Source organism: Xylophilus sp. Leaf220, assembly GCF_001421705.1.
In the GTDB taxonomy this organism is placed as follows: Bacteria; Pseudomonadota; Gammaproteobacteria; order Burkholderiales; family Burkholderiaceae_C; genus Xylophilus.
Genome location: NZ_LMKO01000023.1, coordinates 159910 through 175605, shown reverse-complemented (window position 1 = coordinate 175605; position 15696 = coordinate 159910). Strand labels below are relative to the sequence as shown.

The following is a 15696-nucleotide window of genomic DNA, read 5'->3' as shown; positions in this document are numbered from 1 at the left end:
CCCTCGGGGGGTGGCGAATGACACGCAGCGGCAGCGGAGTGCAAAGCCGGGGGGCTCACGCTAACCAGCGTTTGCGGCGCTTGTAGCTCTTGACGTCCTTGAAGCTCTTGCGGGCGCCGCCGTCGTCGCTGCGGCCCATGCCCAGGTAGAACTCCTTGACGTCCTCGTTGCCCGAGAGCGCGGCGGCGGTGCCGTCCATCACCACCCGGCCGCTCTCCAGGATGTAGCCGTAGCCGGCATAGCGCAGGGCCATGCCGGTGTTCTGTTCGGCCAGCAGGAAGGTGACGTGCTCCCGCGTGTTCAGGTCCTTCACGATCTCGAAGACCTCTTCGACGATCTGCGGCGCCAGGCCCATCGACGGCTCGTCGAGCAGCACCATCCGCGGGTTGGCCATCAGCGCGCGGCCAATGGCGCACATCTGCTGCTCGCCGCCCGAGGTGTAGGCCGCCTGGCTGGTACGCCGCGTCTTGAGCCGCGGGAAGTAGGTGTAGACCTTCTCCAGGTTGGCCGCGATCTCGCCGCGGTCCTTGCGGGTGTAGGCGCCGGCCAGCAGGTTCTCCTCGATGGTCAGGTGGGCGAAGCAGTGCCGGCCCTCCATCACCTGCACCACGCCGCGGTCGACCAGCGCCGCGGGCGTGAGCCGCTCGATCCGCTCGCCGCGCAGCCGGATCGCGCCCTTGGTCACTTCGCCGCGCTCGCCCTCCAGCAGGTTGGATATGGCGCGCAGCGTGGTCGTCTTGCCCGCGCCGTTGCCGCCGAGCAGCGCGACGATCGCGCCCTCGGGCACCGTCAGCGAGACGCCCTTCAGCACCAGGATGACGTGGTGGTAGATCACCTCGATGCCGTTGACGTCGAGCAGGGGAGGCGGTGCCGGCTGCAACTGCGCAGCCGGGTCGGCGGAGGAGGGCGGAGCGTTCATGGGTAGGCTCGGTGAAGGAGAGGTCGAACGCCTTTGCTATGAAAAACATAGCTGATGGCCGGCGCTGCGAGCCGGCCCCAGGCACTTTTCTTTCAATAACCGGCTACATGCAACTGCGCTGGGTCACGTTCTTGTCCTTGGCGTACTTGGCCGAGAACTCCTTGACCAGCGGATCGATGTGCGTCTTGTCCGACTGGTACCAGTCGGACTTGATCTCCCACTTGCCGCCGTCCCACTGGACGATGCGCGCCCAGTCGTCGCCCATGTGGTTCTGGCAGCTGGTCTTGACCGGCCGCATCACCTCGCCGAAGCCCAGCGCCTTCAGCTTGTCGGCGGTCAGGTCCAGGTGCTCGTAGCCCCAGCGCACCTGCTCGGGCGTGAGCGTCTTGCCCTTGCCGTACTTGTCCTGCGCCGCGCGGATGGCCTCGACCTGCAGCATCGAGATCATCATCCCGCGGGTGTGGGCCAGGGTGCCGACGCTGGTGGCCGGGCCGCTGCCCTGGTTCTTGTCGTAGACGAACTTCTTCAGCTCGTCGTGGACCTTGTCCTTGGCGGCGCTGTTGTGGATGGTGATCGCGTTGTAGCCCTTGGCGGCCGCGCCGATGTCCTTCACGTCGTGGTCGGAGCCGGCCCACCAGATGGCGTACATCTTCTCGCGCGGATAGCCGCTGGCCTGCGCCTCGCGGATGCCGGCGGGCGTCATCACGCCGGCCGACCAGAACAGCACGTAGTCGGGCTTCTGCTGGCGGATCTGCAGCCAGGTGGATTTCTGCTCCACGCCGGGCGGGGTGACCGGGAACAGGCTCAGCTCGAAGCCGTCGGCCGCGGCGCGCTTCTGCAGCAGCGGGATCGGCTCCTTGCCGTAGGGGCTGTCGTGGTAGACCAGCGCGATCTTCTTGCCCTTCAGGCTGCCCTTTTCCTTCTTGGCGATGTCCTGCAGCATCACGTCGGCGGCCGTCCAGTAGGTGCCCAGCAGCGGGAAGTTCCACTGGAACACGGTGCCGTCGACCGACTGCGACAGGCCGTAGCCCGGCGTCTCGATCGAGACCTTGTCGGCATAGGCCTTGTCGGTCACCGCGAAGGTGATGCCGGTCGATTGCGGGTCGAAGCCCGAGGCGCCGGTGCCCTTGCCCTTGAGCCGCTCGTAGCACTCCACGCCCTTGGCCGCGTCGTAGGCCGTCTCGCATTCCTCGAACGCCAGCTTCACCCCGTTGACGCCGCCGTCGCGCGCGTTCACCAGCTTCAGGTAATCCTGCTTGCCGTCGGCCCACGGAATGCCCAGCGGCGCGAACTGCCCGGTGCGGTAGACCAGCAGCGGAATGAATTGCTCGTTGGCCGCCTGGGCCTGCGCGAGCGTGGACGTGGCGAGCGCAGAAAGTCCGGCAGCGGCCACGGCCGCAGCGAGCGCGATCTTCTTCTTGAATTGCATGGCGAGTCTCCTGTTATGGGCACACAAGGTGCGGGTGAACAACTACCGTCGAAAACAAAAACAACCGCAAAAAATCGGGTCCAGTGGCACCGCGGATCTGGCTCCGCCAGTCCGCTGGAGCCGCCCCCGGAAGGGGGTTGGCGAAGACACGCAGTGCGCAGCCTGGGGGAGATCTCAATGGGGGAATGGCCAGAGGCGCAGCTTCTGCCGCGCCGTCGACCACAGCTTGGCCAGCCCGTGCGGCTCCACGATCAGGAAGAACACGATCAGCGCCCCGAAGATCATGTGCTCCAGGTGCGACGCGGTGGAGGTCGAGAGCGACAGCCCCAGCCAGTGCGGCACGTAGTTCAGGAACAGCGGCAGCAGCACGATGAAGGCCGCGCCGAAGAAACTGCCGGCGATCGAGCCCAGCCCGCCGATGATGATCATGAACAGCAGCTGGAACGACTTGTCGATCCCGAAGGCCGCCGGCTCCCAGGCGCCCAGGTGCACGAAGCCCCACAGCGCGCCGGCCACGCCCACGATGAAGCTGCTGACCGCGAACGCGGTGAGCTTGGCGTACACCGGCCGGATGCCGATCACCGCGGCCGCCACGTCCATGTCGCGCATGGCCATCCACTCGCGTCCGATGGCGCCGCGCACCAGGTTCTTGGCCAGCAGGCCGAACAGCACCACCAGGCCCAGGCACAGCAGGTACTTCTGCACCGGCGTGTCGAACGCGTAGCCGCCCATCTGCAGCGGCCCCACGCTGACCGAGCCCGAGGACGAATCGTTGGTCACCCACTTCACCCGGTTGGTGAACCAGTCGACGAAAAACTGCGCCGCCAGCGTCGCCACCGCCAGATACAGCCCGCGGATGCGCAGCGACGGTATGCCGAACAGCACCCCCGCCACCGTGGCGGCCAGCCCGCCGCCCAGCAGCGCGAGCAGCAGCGGCATGCCCTCTATGCGCGCCTGCAGGTTGAAGGCCGCGTACGCCCCCACCGCCATGAAGGCCCCGGTGCCCAGCGAGATCTGGCCGCAGTAGCCGACGAGGATGTTGAGCCCGATGGCCGCCATCGACAGGATCAGGAACGGCGTGATCACCGCGCGGAACGCGTAGTCGCTCGCCACCAGCGGCACCGCGACGAACGCCACGGCCGCCAGCAGCAGCATCGCCCACCGGTCCTGCGCCACCGGGAACAGGGCCAGGTCGGCGCGGTAGCTGCTCTTGAACTGCCCGTTTTCACGATAGAACATGGCTAGACCCGATCAATGATTTTGTCGCCGAAGAGGCCTTGTGGCCGCACCAGCAAAAAGCCCAGCGCCAGCACGTAGGCGAACCAGTTCTCAATGCCGCCGCCGACGAAGGGGCCCAGGTAGATCTCGGACAGTTTCTCGCCCACGCCGATGATCAGCCCGCCCAGGATCGCGCCCGGCACCGAGGTGAGGCCGCCCAGGATCACCACCGGGAACGCCTTCAGCGCCACCAGCGATATCGAGAACTGCACCCCCAGCTTCGAGCCCCAGATGATCCCGGCCACCAGCGCCACGATGCCGCCGACCGACCAGACGATCACCCAGATGCGCGAGAGCGGGATGCCGATCGACTGCGCGGCCTGGTGGTCGTCGGCCACCGCGCGCAGGGCCCGGCCGGTGCGCGTCTTCTGGAAGAAGAGGGTGAGCGTCGCGACCAGCAGCGCGGCGACGAGCGCGGCGTAGAGGTCTTCCTTGCTGAGCAGCAGGCCGCCCTCGAAGGTGTTCTCCAGCACCATCATCGGGTCCTTGGGCATGCCCACGTCGATCTTGTAGGTGGCGCTGCCGAACAGCAGCTGGCCCGCGCCGTCGAGGAAGTAACTGATGCCGAGCGTCGCCATCAACAGCGTGATGCCCTCCTGGTTGACCAGGCGCCGCAGCGCCAGCCGCTCGATCAGCCAGGCCACCGCGACCATGGTGAGGACCGCGCCCGCGAAGGCGAGCAGGTTGGCGAGCAGCGGGCTGCTGAAGCCGAACCACTGCGGGAACCATTCGGCATATCGGGCCATCGCCAGTGCGGCGAAGAGCACCATCGCACCCTGGGCGAAGTTGAAGACGCCCGAGGCCTTGAAGATGAGGACGAAGCCGAGGGCGACGAGGGCATAGAGCATGCCGGCCATGAGGCCGCCGAAGACGGTTTCCAGGAAGAAGCCCATGGTCAGGTGGTCCTTGTGGGGGCGGCTGCCCGTGTTGGTTTGGCTCCCTCTCCTCCTGGGAGAGGGTGGGGGTGAGGGCCGCGTCCGGGCGGCCATCCACTGACGTCTGTTGGGCCAACGCGCCGGCTGTTCGGTCTTGCTCCCTCTCCCTCTGGGAGAGGGCGGGGGTGAGGGCCGCGCCCGGCTGATTGATGTCGCTGCTGCTTTTCGCTGCGCTGCGGCTTTTGGGTGCGGAGGCGGGGAGTTCGCCCCCGCGGGCGAGTCCCTTTCTTTGCTTCGCCAAAGAAAGGAACCAAAGAAAGGCGACCCCACGTGCTGCGTCCCTCCGCTGCGCTGCGGGCAACCTGCGGTGCTCGCGTCAGGCGGGGTCCGCGCAAACTCGCTGCGCTCAGACATGCGCGGCCCTTTTTCCGCCTGCCGCTGCGCTCCTCGGCGCATCCCGAGGGGCNCGGGCAACCTGCGGTGCTCGCGTCAGGCGGGGTCCGCGCAAACTCGCTGCGCTCAGACATGCGCGGCCCTTTTTCCGCCTGCCGCTGCGCTCCTCGGCGCATCCCGAGGGGCGGGGGAGCGGGGTCCGTCGGCTGCTGCCGGCTGCGCGGCAGTGACGCCTGGGGGCGGGGGCGGGAGAAAGAGTTTCGCCGGGTTTTGAATGAAATGTGCCTGTAGCCGGCGTGTAGGGCCGGCTTCTAGCTATGGATTTAGTAGCAACTGGTCGAGTGGGCGTTGCAAGTACCGGTCGGCCAACCCTCACCTCAGCCCGCTCCCCCGGGTGCAGAGGCAGCAAGACAGAAGAGTCGCGTTGTTGGGGTGCTTGTCGATCACGGCACGCATGCCGGGCGCGGCCCTCACCCCCACCCTCTCCCAGGGGGAGAGGGAGTAAGGCAGCGCAGCGGACGACCGAACCCCTCACCGCTCGCCTCCCAGATACGCCCGCACCACATCGGGATTCGCCCGCACCTCTGCCGGCGTCCCGTCCCCGATCTTCTTGCCGTAGTCCAGCACCACCACCCGGTCGGAGATGTCCATCACCACGCCCATGTCGTGCTCGATCAGCACGATCGTCGTGCCGAACTCCTCGTTCACGTCCAGGATGAAGCGGCACATGTCCTGCTTCTCCTCCACGTTCATGCCGGCCATCGGCTCGTCGAGCAGCAGCACCTGCGGCTCCATCGCCAGCGCGCGGCCCAGGTCCACCCGCTTCTGCAGGCCGTAGGGCAGCTGGCCGACCGGCGATTTGCGGTGGGCCTGGATCTCCAGGAAATCGACGATGTGCTCGACGAACGCGCGGTGCCGGATCTCTTCGGCCACCGCCGGGCCGATGCGCAGGGCCTGCAGCAGCAGGTTGCTCTGCATGCGCAGGTTGCGGCCGGTCATGATGTTGTCGATCACGCTCATGCCCTTGAACAGCGCCAGGTTCTGGAAGGTGCGGGCCACGCCCATCTCGGCCACCTGCCGGCTGTTCATGTGCCGAAAGGTCTTGCCGCGGAAGGTGATCGCGCCCTGCTGGGGCTGGTACACGCCGTTGATGCAGTTGAGCATCGAGCTCTTGCCCGCGCCGTTGGGGCCGATGATCGAGCGGATCTCGTGCTCGCGGACGTCGAAGCTGATGTCGGTCAGGGCCTTCACCCCGCCGAAGGCCAGCGAGATGTTCTTTACCTCCAGGATCACCTCGCCCGGGGCGCGGGCACCGGTATCGTCAGCATGGGCCGGCGTGCCGTGGGGGGGCGGGCGGTCGGGCGCGGCGGGGCCGGCGGCCAGGGACTGGAAAGGGGTCGTCGCGGTGGTCGTGGTGGTCGTCATGCGGCGGCCTTCACCGGTGCGAAGGTCTTCGCATCGGAAATCTGCAGGGTGGCGCTGACGCTGCCGGTGCGGCCGTCCTCGAACTTCACCTGCGTCTCGATGAACTGCACCGTGCGGCCGGCGTACAACGCGTCGACCAGCGGCGCGTACTTCTCGGCGATGAAGCCGCGGCGGACCTTGTTGGTGCGGGTGAGCTCGCCGTCGTCGGCATCCAGCTCCTTGTGCAGCACCAGGAAACGGCTCACCTGGCTGCCGGCGAGCAGAGCGTCGGCGGCCAGGTCGGCATTGACCTTTTCCACGCATTCCTGCATCAGCGCATAGACCTCGGGCTTGCCGGCCAGGTCGGTGTAGCCGGCGTAGGGCAGGTTGCGCCGCTCGGCCCAGTTGCCGACCGCGTCGAAGTCGATGTTGAGCATCACGCAGACCCGGTCGCGGCCGTCGCCGTAGGCCACCACTTCCTTGATGTGCGGGAAGAACTTAAGCTTGTTCTCGACGTACTTGGGCGCGAACATCGCGCCGTCGAAGGCGCCGCCGGCCAGGCGCCCCACGTCCTTCACCCGGTCGATGATCTTCAGGTGGCCGCCCGCGTCCAGGAAGCCGGCGTCGCTGGTGCGGTACCAGCCGTCGGCGGTCAGCACCTCGGCCGTCGCCTCGGGGTTCTTGTAGTAGGCGCGCAGCAGGCCGGCCGACTTCACCAGGATCTCGCCGTTGTCGGCCACCTTGATCTCGACGCCGCGGATCGGCACGCCCACGGTGTCGGCGCGCGCCTGGTCGTCGGGCTGCAGGCAGACGAAGACGGCGGTCTCGGTGGAGCCGTAGAGCTGCTTGAGGTTGATGCCGATCGAGCGGTAGAAGCTGAACAGGTCGGGCCCGATGGCCTCGCCGGCGGTGTAGGCCACCCGCACCCGCGAGAAGCCCAGCGTGTTGCGCAGCGGGCCGTAGACCAGCAGGTCGCCGAGCGCGTAGTGCAGCCGGTCCCAGGCGCCGACCGGCTGGCGGTCGCGCAGGGCCGGGCCGACGCGGCGGGCCAGCGCCATGAAGTGGTGGAACAGGCCGCGCTTGACCGCGCCCGCGTCCTCCATCCGGATCATCACGCTGGTGAGTAGCCCCTCGAAGACCCGCGGCGGCGCGAAGTAGTAGGTGGGGCCCACCTCCTTCAGGTCGATCATCACCGTGCTCGCGTCCTCGGGGCAGTTCACCACGTAGCCGCAGGAGAGCCACTGCGCGTAGCTGAAGATGTTCTGGCCGATCCAGGCGGGCGGCAGGTAGGCCAGCACTTCCTCGCGTTCGGTCAGCCGGTCGAACTCGGCGCCGGCGGTGGCGCGGTCGAGCAGGCTGGCGTGGGTGTGCACCACGCCCTTGGGCTTGCCGGTGGTGCCGGAGGTGAAGAACATCGCGGCCACGTCGTCGGCGCTCGTCGACTCCACCTGGGCGCGGAACCAGCCGGGCTGCGCGGCGACGGCGGTGGCGCCGTCGGCCACCAGGGTGTCGAGCGAGGCCACGCCCGGCTCGTCGTAGCGGCGCAGGCCGCGCGGATCGTCGTACCAGATGCGGGCGAGCAGGGGACAGTCTTCGCGGATTTCCAGCAGCTTGTCGAGCTGCTCCTGGTCCTCGACCACGCAGAAGCGCACCTCGGCATTGACCAGCGGGAACACGCATTCGGCGGCCACCGCGTCCTGGTAGAGCGGCACCGGGATGGCGCCCAGCGACTGCGCGGCCAGCATCGTGGCGTAGAGCCGCGGGCGGTTGGCGCCGATCGCCACCAGGTGCTCGCCGCGCACCAGCCCCGCCGCCTGCAGGCCGGCCGCGATGCGCTCGACCAGCGCGGCCAGGCCACGCCAGGTGTGCGTCTGCCAGATGCCGTACTCCTTCTCGCGCAATGCGGCCGCGTCGGGGCGCGCATCGGCGTGCTGGAGCAGCAGGCGGGGAAAGGTGCTCTGCATGCCTGACCTCTTCTTGTCTCGTTGTGTCGGCGCCGCCTTCGCCGGATCGGCGGGCGGTGCTCGTAGGGGGCCACTGTAGGCACGGCTTTGACGCCCGGTTGTCGTTCGGCCGACATTTCGCGGGTTCTCCCTTCCCCGGACTTTCCCGCAGCCGCGTCCGCCGCCGTTTGCCGGATGCTGTACGCATGTCCGACAACCCGCTGCTCGCCCGCCGCCGTGCGCCCACCGACGACGACCTGCGCGGCATCCCCTGGCTGCGCGCGGTCGACGCGCCGCTGCAGCGCCGCGCGGTCGACGCGCTGGTGATCTCCGACGCCGAGCCCGGCGACCTGATCTGCCGCATCGGCCGGCCGGTCACCTACTGGTTCGGCGTGGTCGAGGGCCTGCTCAAGATGGGCAACGACCGCCACGACGGCGGCACCGTGACCTTCGCCGGCCTGCCGCCCGGCGGCTGGTTCGGCGAGGGCACGGTGCTCAAGCGCGAGCCCTACCGCTACAACATCCAGGCCCTGCGCCGCAGCGTGGTGGCCGGCCTGCCGGCCGACGACTTCCACTGGCTGCTGGACCATTCCATCGGCTTCAACCGCTTCGTGATGAACCAGCTCAACGAGCGGCTCGGCCAGTTCATCGCCGCGCTGGAGACCGACCGCCTGACCAGCCCCGACGCCCGGGTGGCCCGCAGCCTGGCCGCGCTCTTCAACCCGGTGCTGTATGCGGGCGTCGGCGACATGCTGCGCATCACGCAGCAGGAGCTGGCCTACCTGGTCGGCCTGTCGCGCCAGCGGGTGAACGAGGCGCTGGCGACGCTGCAGGGCGCGGGCCTGATCCGCATCGAATACGGCGGCGTGCGGGTGCTGGACCTGTCCGCGCTGCGGGCCTGGCGGGCAGACGCCTGAGAGGCCGCGAGGACCGGCCGGCGCCCCGGCTGCGGCCTGGCGTTCAGGTGCGGGGCCGGGTGGCCGGGGGCCTCATCGCTCCAGCGTCCAGACCAGTTCGCCCGGCCCGGCGGGGCGGGGCGGGGGCAGGTCGGCCAGCCCCGGCAGGTCCCACGGCAGGCGGCGCCACGGGCTGTCGGCCGCGGTGCGCAGCGCGGCGACCACCTCGTCGAACAGGTCCTGCGTCGCCGTGCCGGCCCAGACGTTGCGCGCCAGCACGAAGCCGGCGCCGTAGGCGTCCCAGGAGGCATAGGTACGCCGCGCCTCGCGCGCCGCGGCGGTCATGTAGGCCCAGGCTTCGTCCTCATCCAGCCAGCCGAGCATCAGGCCGGCGCGGGCCAGCATCACGCCGCGCGCGGTGTCGAAGGCCAGCAGGCTGGTGCTGCGGATCGCGTCGCGGTCGGCCTGCACCGCATCGAGCCGCCAGAGCTGCGCCGCCGCGTCTTCGGCGGCCTCCCCGCCTTCGCGCACCGTGCTGCGGAACTCCTCGCGCAGCGCCGCGACGGCGGGCCGCCACAGCATCGCGAAATGGCGCAGGGTGCGGCCGTGGCGCAGCCGGTGGCCCTCGCTGCCCAGGTGGTTCATCTGGACGATCAGCTCCTCGCGGCCGCGGATGCCCCAGTCGCGCGCCAGCATCGGCTGCTGGAACTCGCCGAGCGGGTCGCCGTGCACCACGCCGTCCACGCACAGGCCGTGGGCCGCGTGGTAGGGCGCACCCAGGGCGTAGGCCCATGCACGCTCGCCCACCGGCAGCGGCACCGCCGCATGCCGCCATTCGATACCGTCCATGTCAGCGGCCCTCCCAGACCGGATACCGGCGCACTTCGGACCAGGTGCCGTCCTGGTAACGGACGCGCATCGTCAGGAACAGGATGTCGCGCGGGGCGACGAAGCCGATCGGTGCATCGAGCGCCGGCAGCGGCATCGCGGTCGCAGGTTCCTCCACGTTGGCGCCGATGCGCAGTTCGGCCACCGCGCGGCGCAGGCGCATCACCGGCGCCCAGTCGACGTACAGGCCGGCCGGCTCTTCGCGCAGCGCGAGCCACGGCGTGCGCGGGTCCTTCAGCAGCGGCGTGGCGACCTCTTCCGCCAGCGAGGTGTCGGTGCCGCGCGCGGCCTCGGGGCGCGACTGCTTCCACCACAGCTGCCCGGCCACCGCCCCGACGGCGGCCACCACCGCCACCGCCCGCACCAGCAGCCGGCGGCGCGGCGACAGCGACATGCCGATCGCGGGGCCGCCCGCCGGGCCAGGCGCCGGGGCCGGCGGCGCGTCGGCCACCAGCGGCGGTCCTTCGACGGCCTCGCGCAGCAGCGCCAGCGTGGCGCCGTCGAAACGGGTCAGCACGAAATAGGCGTGGGCCAGCAAGGCCTCGAACTGGCGGCGCACCTGCTGGCGTTCGTCGGCATCGAGCGGCGCGGCCGACAGCAGCGCCGCGGCGCGCCCGGGCGGCGCGACCAGCAGCGCGGCCACGCGCACGGCCCGGTCGCCGGATGCCGCCGCGTCGTGCAGGCCCTGCATCCATTCTTCGGCCGCGATGCGGTCGAGCACCGCGGCGTGCCGCTCGGCATCCATCCGCGCCGCACGGCCCTGGATGTCGTGCCAGTCGAAGCGCGCCGCCAGCATCCGGAACAGCGGCGGCGACAGGCGCGTGTCGAGCGCCACCTCGTCGAGCAGCAGGTCCTCGATCGCGTCCAGCGCGGCCGAGCCGGGCAGATGGCGGCCCAGCGCCTGCGCGGCCCAGGCCCGCGCCGCGTCTCCGTCGCCGGTGGCGCGCAGGGCACCCAGCCGGTCGACGAAGGCGCGTGCCGCATCGGCCGCGTCTTCCGCCCACGCCGTGCCACCGTCGGCCGGCGCACCGGCCTGGGCATGCTCCAGATGCGCCAGCAGCCGCTCGTAGGCCTGCCGCAGCGCCTGGAAGCCTTCGGGGTCGCGCTCGGGGCCGGTGCTGCGCAGCCGCTCGCGGTAGCCGCGCCGCACCGCGTCGAGGTCGACGGTCGGGACGATGCCGAGGGTGGTCCAGTCGTGGGCGGTGGGGGCGTCGGTCACGTGGGGTGTCCTGGTTCGATGCGCTGCAGCACGGTGGCCAGCGCGCGCGCGGCGTCGTGCACGCCTTCGGGGTCTTGCGCGTGCAGGGCGGCATCGAAGCGGTCGATGGCCTGGCCCAGGGTTTCGCGGCCCGCGCCCAGCAGTTCCTCGTAGAGCCGCTCGGCACGCGCCAGCAGCAGGCGGTGCGCCGCGCCGTCGCGCGGATGCAGTTGCAGGGCCGACAGCACCGCCCGGCGCTCCGCGGTGTCGTGCACCTCGGGCGCGTCGGCGCCGTGGCGGATGACGATGCGTCGGCTGGTGCCGTCGGCTTCGGAGGATGCGCTCACCTCCAGGATGCCGTCGATGTCGTAGGTGAAGCGCACCGCAATGGACTGGTCCTGCATGCGGCGCGGCACCAGCGCCAGCGAAAAGCTGCCGAGCGCGATGTTGTCGCGCACCAGCCGCGATTCGCCCTGGTAGATGCGCACCTGCACCTGCCGCTGGAAATCCTGCGCCGGCACCACGCTGCGCAGGCGGCTGGCCGGCACGACGGTGTTGCGCTCGATCACCGGCAGCATGCGGCCGGTGTCGCCATCGCTGCTGCCACCGCCCGGCTCCATCACCGAGATGCCGAGGGTGTAGGGCGCCACGTCGGTCAGCACCACGTCCTGCAGCGCGGCGGCCCGCATCTTCAGGCCGGCCTGCACCGCGGCGCCGCGGGCCACCACCTCGTCGGGGTCGATGCCGTGCAGCGGCAGCCGGCCGAAGAGGCGCGCGGCCTCCTTGCGCACCAGCGGCATCCGGGTGGCGCCGCCGGCCAGCACCACCTGCGCCAGTTCGGCGGGCCGGATGCGGCTGTCGGCCAGGGCCCGGGCGATCGGGCGGCGCAGGCGTTCCAGCAGCGGCTCGGCCAGCGCGGCGAAGGCCTCGGCCGTCAGCAGCGCCTCGGCCCGGGTGCCGTCGGGCAACTGCACCGCCATGGTCGCGCTGTCGTGGGTGCTGAGTCGGCGCCGCGCCGCCTCGGCCGCACGGCGCAGCCAGGCGGCCAGCAGCAGTCCCTGCGGCCCGGCGTCGAGCGCGCCGGGCGCGGGCAGCCCGGTCTGCGCGACGAACCAGGCCACCAGCGCGTCGTCGAAATCCTCGCCGCCCAGGAAGTTGTCGCCGGCGCTGGCCCGCACCTCGACGATGCCGCCGTGGATGTCGAGCACCGACACGTCGAAGGTGCCGCCGCCCAGGTCGAACACCAGCACCGAGCCGTCCTGGCCCACCGAGCCGGCCGAGAGGCCGTAGGCGAGCGCGGCGGCGGTCGGCTCGTTGAGCACACGCTCCACCTTCAGCCCCGCGAGTTCGCCGGCCAGCCGGGTGGCGCGCCGCTGCGCATCGCTGAAGTACGCCGGCACGGTCACCACCGCCTCGGTCACCGGCTCGCCCAGCCACGCCTCGGCGTCGGCCCGCAGCGCGCGGATGACGAAGGAGGCCAGCTCTTCCGCGCGGAAGGTCTGCGTGCCCAGCGCCAGGCGCCGCGGCGTGCCCATGTAGCGCTTGAAGGCGGCGACGGTCCTGTCGGGATGGCTGCCCAGCCGCTCCCGGGCCGCCGCGCCGACGACGATGGTGCCAGAGTCGTCGAGGCTCACCACCGACGGGGTCAGCACCTCGCCCAGCGCGTTGGGGATGAGCTCCACGCCGTCGCGCCAGACGCCGACCAGCGAATGGGTGGTGCCGAGGTCGATGCCGACATCATGGCGCGGTCATCGCCGAAGACGGCGAGTCGGCCGGGCGATGGGGCGCCGGTGCGGCCGCCGCGCAGAACGCGGACGGGGAGGGCGGGAGGGGACGGGGGGTCTTCTGGGAGGGCATCGGGCGTGTCGGTTCGCATCGTCCGCATGCCGTCTGCGCGGCTCGCGGCGCTCGATCCGGAGGGCGGAAAGCCGTGCGCGCGATCCGGCGGCGGGTGCGGGAGCGCGCGAAGTCTATGCGGCTCCGCAGCCGCCATCCGTCCTGCTGCGGGGTTTCTGCATGAACGGTCGGGTATCGGCCGGACGCAAATGCGCCCTGCCATCTTTCGAGGGCAGGGCGCGGGTCGATGCGGCGTTTGCGGCAGCCTGGCTACCGCATCTGCAGCGGCATCAAACCACCACGATCGGTGGCTCGGCGCGCAGTGCGCTGCGGCGGCCGAGGAAGCCGGCACCGGCCGACACGGCGAAGCCCAGCAGCATCACCAGCACGCCGGCCCATGCGGCCTGGCTCACGCCCTTGGCGGCGGCATCGCCGGCTTCGCGAGCCTTCTGTTCGGCCTGCACCTTCAGCTGCTCGTACTTGGCGACGGCCTGGTTGTAGGTCTGCTCGTAGTTGGTGGCGATCTGCTCGGCTTCCGCGCGGCTCTTGCCGGTGCGGGCCATGATCACGTTGACCAGGGCTTCCTTGTCGGCGGCGTCCAGCGCGGGCTGGGCCTTCTGGCGCAGGCGGTCGAAGAACGCGCCCAGGTCGTCGCCCGAAGCCTGTGGCGTGGTGGCCGCATCGGCGGCGGTCGACTTGCCGTCTTGCACCGCTTCGCCGGCCTTCGACTTGATCGTGTCGGGATTCAGTTCGGCCTTGCCGGTCTGGCGCAGCAGCACTTCCAGCTGGTTGCGGGCATCCGAGAAGTCGAAGTCGATCCCGTTCTTCTGCAGCTCGCCCTTCACGCCCGACGCGATGGTCGGTGCCGCGGCGGCGACGCCCTGGCCTGCCAGCGCGATGCCGCTGCCCGCCACGCGGGTCGCGGTGCCGACGACGCCACCGGCCAGCGACGAGAGTGCGTACACCGTCACCAGCGTGGTCAGCGCCCAGCACAGCACGCCGTGCAGCACGCCGCGGCCGGTGCCGCTGCGACCCGCGAAAAAGGCGCCGACGGCCAGTGCGATCAGCGTCGAGGCGCCGACCCAGATGCCCGCGCCGGTGCCGAAGCCGGCGAGCGGGTTGCGCTCGGTGGCGTCGATCGCGCCGGAGCCGATGGCGGTGCCGAGCACGCCCAGGAACAGGTAGGTCGCCAGGGCCAGGAAGAGCCCGGCGAAGATGGCGCCCCAGGAGATCGGGGCGCCGTAGAAGCGCTGCGTGTCCGCGAGGTTGGAGGTGGTGGTGATCATGGTGTCGTTGTGGTGGTTCCCCGGCGCCTGATTGCACACGGGCTTCGCCTGCAGTGGCGAATGGGCTGAATGGTAGGGACGTGCACCGTTGTGGATCGGCTCGACGGGCCCGAGCGCACGTAGTGCTTTTTCCTCACGTCCTGTAGCTTTGTAAAGGGCGCTCGTAGGCGGAGATGCCGACCGCGGGTCCTCATTTGTCCGGGGCAAAATACCGCGCCCTGACGGGTCTCGTGCCGACACCCGTGCCGCCAGGCCCCGCTCCACAATGCAGGCCCTCTTCTCTTCAGGCGCCGCTTTCCCATGAATTTCCAGACCGTCCTCGACGAGATCGCCGCAGAACTGCGCCCACAACTCGGCCAGGCCGGCAAGGTCGCCGACTACATTCCCGCGCTCGCCCGGGTGCCGGCCGAGCGTTTCGGCATCGCTCTGCGCACCTGCGACGGCCAGGAGGCGGCCAGCGGCGACAGCACCGAGATGTTCTCGGTGCAGAGCATTTCCAAGGTGTTCTCCCTCACGCTGGCGATGAAGGCGCTCGGCGACGAGTTGTGGGAGCGCATCGGCCGGGAGCCGTCGGGCACCGCCTTCAACTCGCTCATCCAGCTGGAGTTCGAGCAGGGCGTGCCGCGCAACCCGTTCATCAACGCCGGCGCGATCGCGGTGGCCGATCGCCTGGTGAGCCTGGGCGACGCGCCCGCGGCGATCCTGGCGCTGCTCGAGAGCGTCTGCGGCGAGCCGATCGCGATCGACCCCGAAGTCGCCGATTCGGAGGCCGCCAACGGCTACCGCAACCTGGCGGTCGCCAACTTCATGAAGAGCTTCGACAAGATCGACAACCCGGTGGCGAAGGTGCTCGACGCCTACTTCCACCAGTGCGCCATCCGGATGAACTGCGTGCAGCTGGCGCGCGCCGCCGGCTACCTGTGCCGCAACGGTGCGCACCCCTACGGCGGCGAGCCGGTGGTGACCGACCGGCAGGCGCGGCGGATCAATTCGCTGATGCTGACCTGCGGCACCTACGACGCGGCGGGCGAATTCGCGTTCCGCGTCGGGCTGCCGTGCAAGAGCGGCGTGGGCGGCGGCATCGTCGCGATCCTGCCCGACGAGCTGAGCATCTGCGTCTGGTCGCCGGCGCTCGACCACAGCGGCAACTCGCACCTGGGCATGCAGGCGCTGGAGCTGTTCGTGGCGAAGACGGGGCTGTCGGTCTTCTGAGCGTGGCGGCCGGCCGCGCCGGCCCCTCGAACCGCAGGCCGTGGATTGCAGATTGAATCGGTCTCCTGCCGGCGTCCTGCGCCGGCTTATAGCTATCGATTCGATAGCGAACGTTTACGGTTTCTTTATACCGCCCGCA

General features: G+C 70.3%; 12 protein-coding genes. 2 read left to right on the top strand and 10 right to left on the bottom strand.

Annotation, left to right across the window (positions count from 1 at the left end; all coding sequences use genetic code 11):
* Nucleotides 1–55: 55 nt before the first annotated feature.
* From ASE76_RS14660 to ASE76_RS14635, 6 genes are all read right to left on the bottom strand, one after another.
* Nucleotides 56–919, bottom strand: coding sequence for an ABC transporter ATP-binding protein (locus ASE76_RS14660; protein ID WP_055840874.1), 864 nt, complete (start codon nt 917–919; stop codon nt 56–58).
* Between the two features lie 103 nt (nt 920–1022).
* On the bottom strand, nt 1023–2348 hold the full coding sequence (locus tag ASE76_RS14655; RefSeq protein ID WP_055840873.1) for an ABC transporter substrate-binding protein: 1326 nt from the start codon (nt 2346–2348) through the stop codon (nt 1023–1025).
* 174 nt (nt 2349–2522) lie between these two features.
* A complete protein-coding gene (locus ASE76_RS14650) occupies nt 2523–3587 on the bottom strand; it encodes a branched-chain amino acid ABC transporter permease (RefSeq protein ID WP_055840869.1) in 1065 nt (354 codons plus the stop codon).
* Between the two features lie 2 nt (nt 3588–3589).
* A complete protein-coding gene (locus ASE76_RS14645) occupies nt 3590–4519 on the bottom strand; it encodes a branched-chain amino acid ABC transporter permease (protein WP_055840866.1) in 930 nt (309 codons plus the stop codon).
* A 906-nt stretch (nt 4520–5425) separates the two neighbouring features.
* On the bottom strand, nt 5426–6319 hold the full coding sequence (locus tag ASE76_RS14640; RefSeq protein WP_236698471.1) for an ABC transporter ATP-binding protein: 894 nt from the start codon (nt 6317–6319) through the stop codon (nt 5426–5428).
* Nucleotides 6316–8262, bottom strand: coding sequence for a long-chain fatty acid--CoA ligase (locus ASE76_RS14635; protein WP_055840863.1), 1947 nt, complete (start codon nt 8260–8262; stop codon nt 6316–6318). The genes ASE76_RS14640 and ASE76_RS14635 overlap by 4 nt, the downstream gene beginning before the upstream one ends.
* Nucleotides 8263–8447: 185 nt before the next feature.
* On the opposite strand from ASE76_RS14635, the gene ASE76_RS14630 reads away from it, so the two are divergent.
* Nucleotides 8448–9158, top strand: a complete 711-nt coding sequence (locus ASE76_RS14630) for a Crp/Fnr family transcriptional regulator (protein WP_055840860.1) — start codon at nt 8448–8450, stop codon at nt 9156–9158.
* Between the two features lie 72 nt (nt 9159–9230).
* Here ASE76_RS14630 and ASE76_RS14625 read toward each other — a convergent pair whose 3' ends face one another.
* The 4 genes from ASE76_RS14625 to ASE76_RS14610 form a co-directional block, all read right to left on the bottom strand.
* Nucleotides 9231–9986 carry a DUF1266 domain-containing protein gene (locus ASE76_RS14625; protein ID WP_055840857.1) on the bottom strand — a complete coding sequence of 252 codons (756 nt, stop codon included), beginning with the start codon at nt 9984–9986 and terminating at the stop codon, nt 9231–9233.
* A gap of 1 nt (nt 9987) precedes the next feature.
* Nucleotides 9988–11244 (bottom strand): hypothetical protein, encoded by a 1257-nt coding sequence (locus tag ASE76_RS14620; RefSeq protein WP_055840853.1) that lies wholly within the window; start codon nt 11242–11244, stop codon nt 9988–9990.
* Nucleotides 11241–12953, bottom strand: a complete 1713-nt coding sequence (locus tag ASE76_RS14615) for an Hsp70 family protein (protein WP_055840850.1) — start codon at nt 12951–12953, stop codon at nt 11241–11243. The genes ASE76_RS14620 and ASE76_RS14615 overlap by 4 nt, the downstream gene beginning before the upstream one ends.
* A gap of 396 nt (nt 12954–13349) precedes the next feature.
* Entirely contained in the window at nt 13350–14345 is a 996-nt protein-coding gene (locus tag ASE76_RS14610; protein ID WP_055841414.1) for a hypothetical protein, read from the bottom strand.
* Between the two features lie 300 nt (nt 14346–14645).
* On the opposite strand from ASE76_RS14610, the gene ASE76_RS14605 reads away from it, so the two are divergent.
* Nucleotides 14646–15557, top strand: a complete 912-nt coding sequence (locus ASE76_RS14605) for a glutaminase (RefSeq protein WP_055840847.1) — start codon at nt 14646–14648, stop codon at nt 15555–15557.
* Nucleotides 15558–15696: the final 139 nt, after the last annotated feature.

Bases quoted from the DNA above. Each gene is read 5' to 3' on its own strand.
- ASE76_RS14660 (WP_055840874.1), bottom strand. From the start codon at position 919: ATGAACGCTCCGCCCTCCTCCGCCGACCCGGCTGCGCAGTTGCAGCCG.
- ASE76_RS14610 (WP_055841414.1), bottom strand. From the start codon at position 14,345: ATGATCACCACCACCTCCAACCTCGCGGACACGCAGCGCTTCTACGGC.
- ASE76_RS14645 (WP_055840866.1), bottom strand. From the start codon at position 4,519: ATGGGCTTCTTCCTGGAAACCGTCTTCGGCGGCCTCATGGCCGGCATG.
- ASE76_RS14630 (WP_055840860.1), top strand. From the start codon at position 8,448: ATGTCCGACAACCCGCTGCTCGCCCGCCGCCGTGCGCCCACCGACGAC.
- ASE76_RS14650 (WP_055840869.1), bottom strand. From the start codon at position 3,587: ATGTTCTATCGTGAAAACGGGCAGTTCAAGAGCAGCTACCGCGCCGAC.
- ASE76_RS14635 (WP_055840863.1), bottom strand. From the start codon at position 8,262: ATGCAGAGCACCTTTCCCCGCCTGCTGCTCCAGCACGCCGATGCGCGC.
- ASE76_RS14625 (WP_055840857.1), bottom strand. From the start codon at position 9,986: ATGGACGGTATCGAATGGCGGCATGCGGCGGTGCCGCTGCCGGTGGGC.
- ASE76_RS14605 (WP_055840847.1), top strand. From the start codon at position 14,646: ATGAATTTCCAGACCGTCCTCGACGAGATCGCCGCAGAACTGCGCCCA.
- ASE76_RS14640 (WP_236698471.1), bottom strand. From the start codon at position 6,319: ATGACGACCACCACGACCACCGCGACGACCCCTTTCCAGTCCCTGGCC.
- ASE76_RS14655 (WP_055840873.1), bottom strand. From the start codon at position 2,348: ATGCAATTCAAGAAGAAGATCGCGCTCGCTGCGGCCGTGGCCGCTGCC.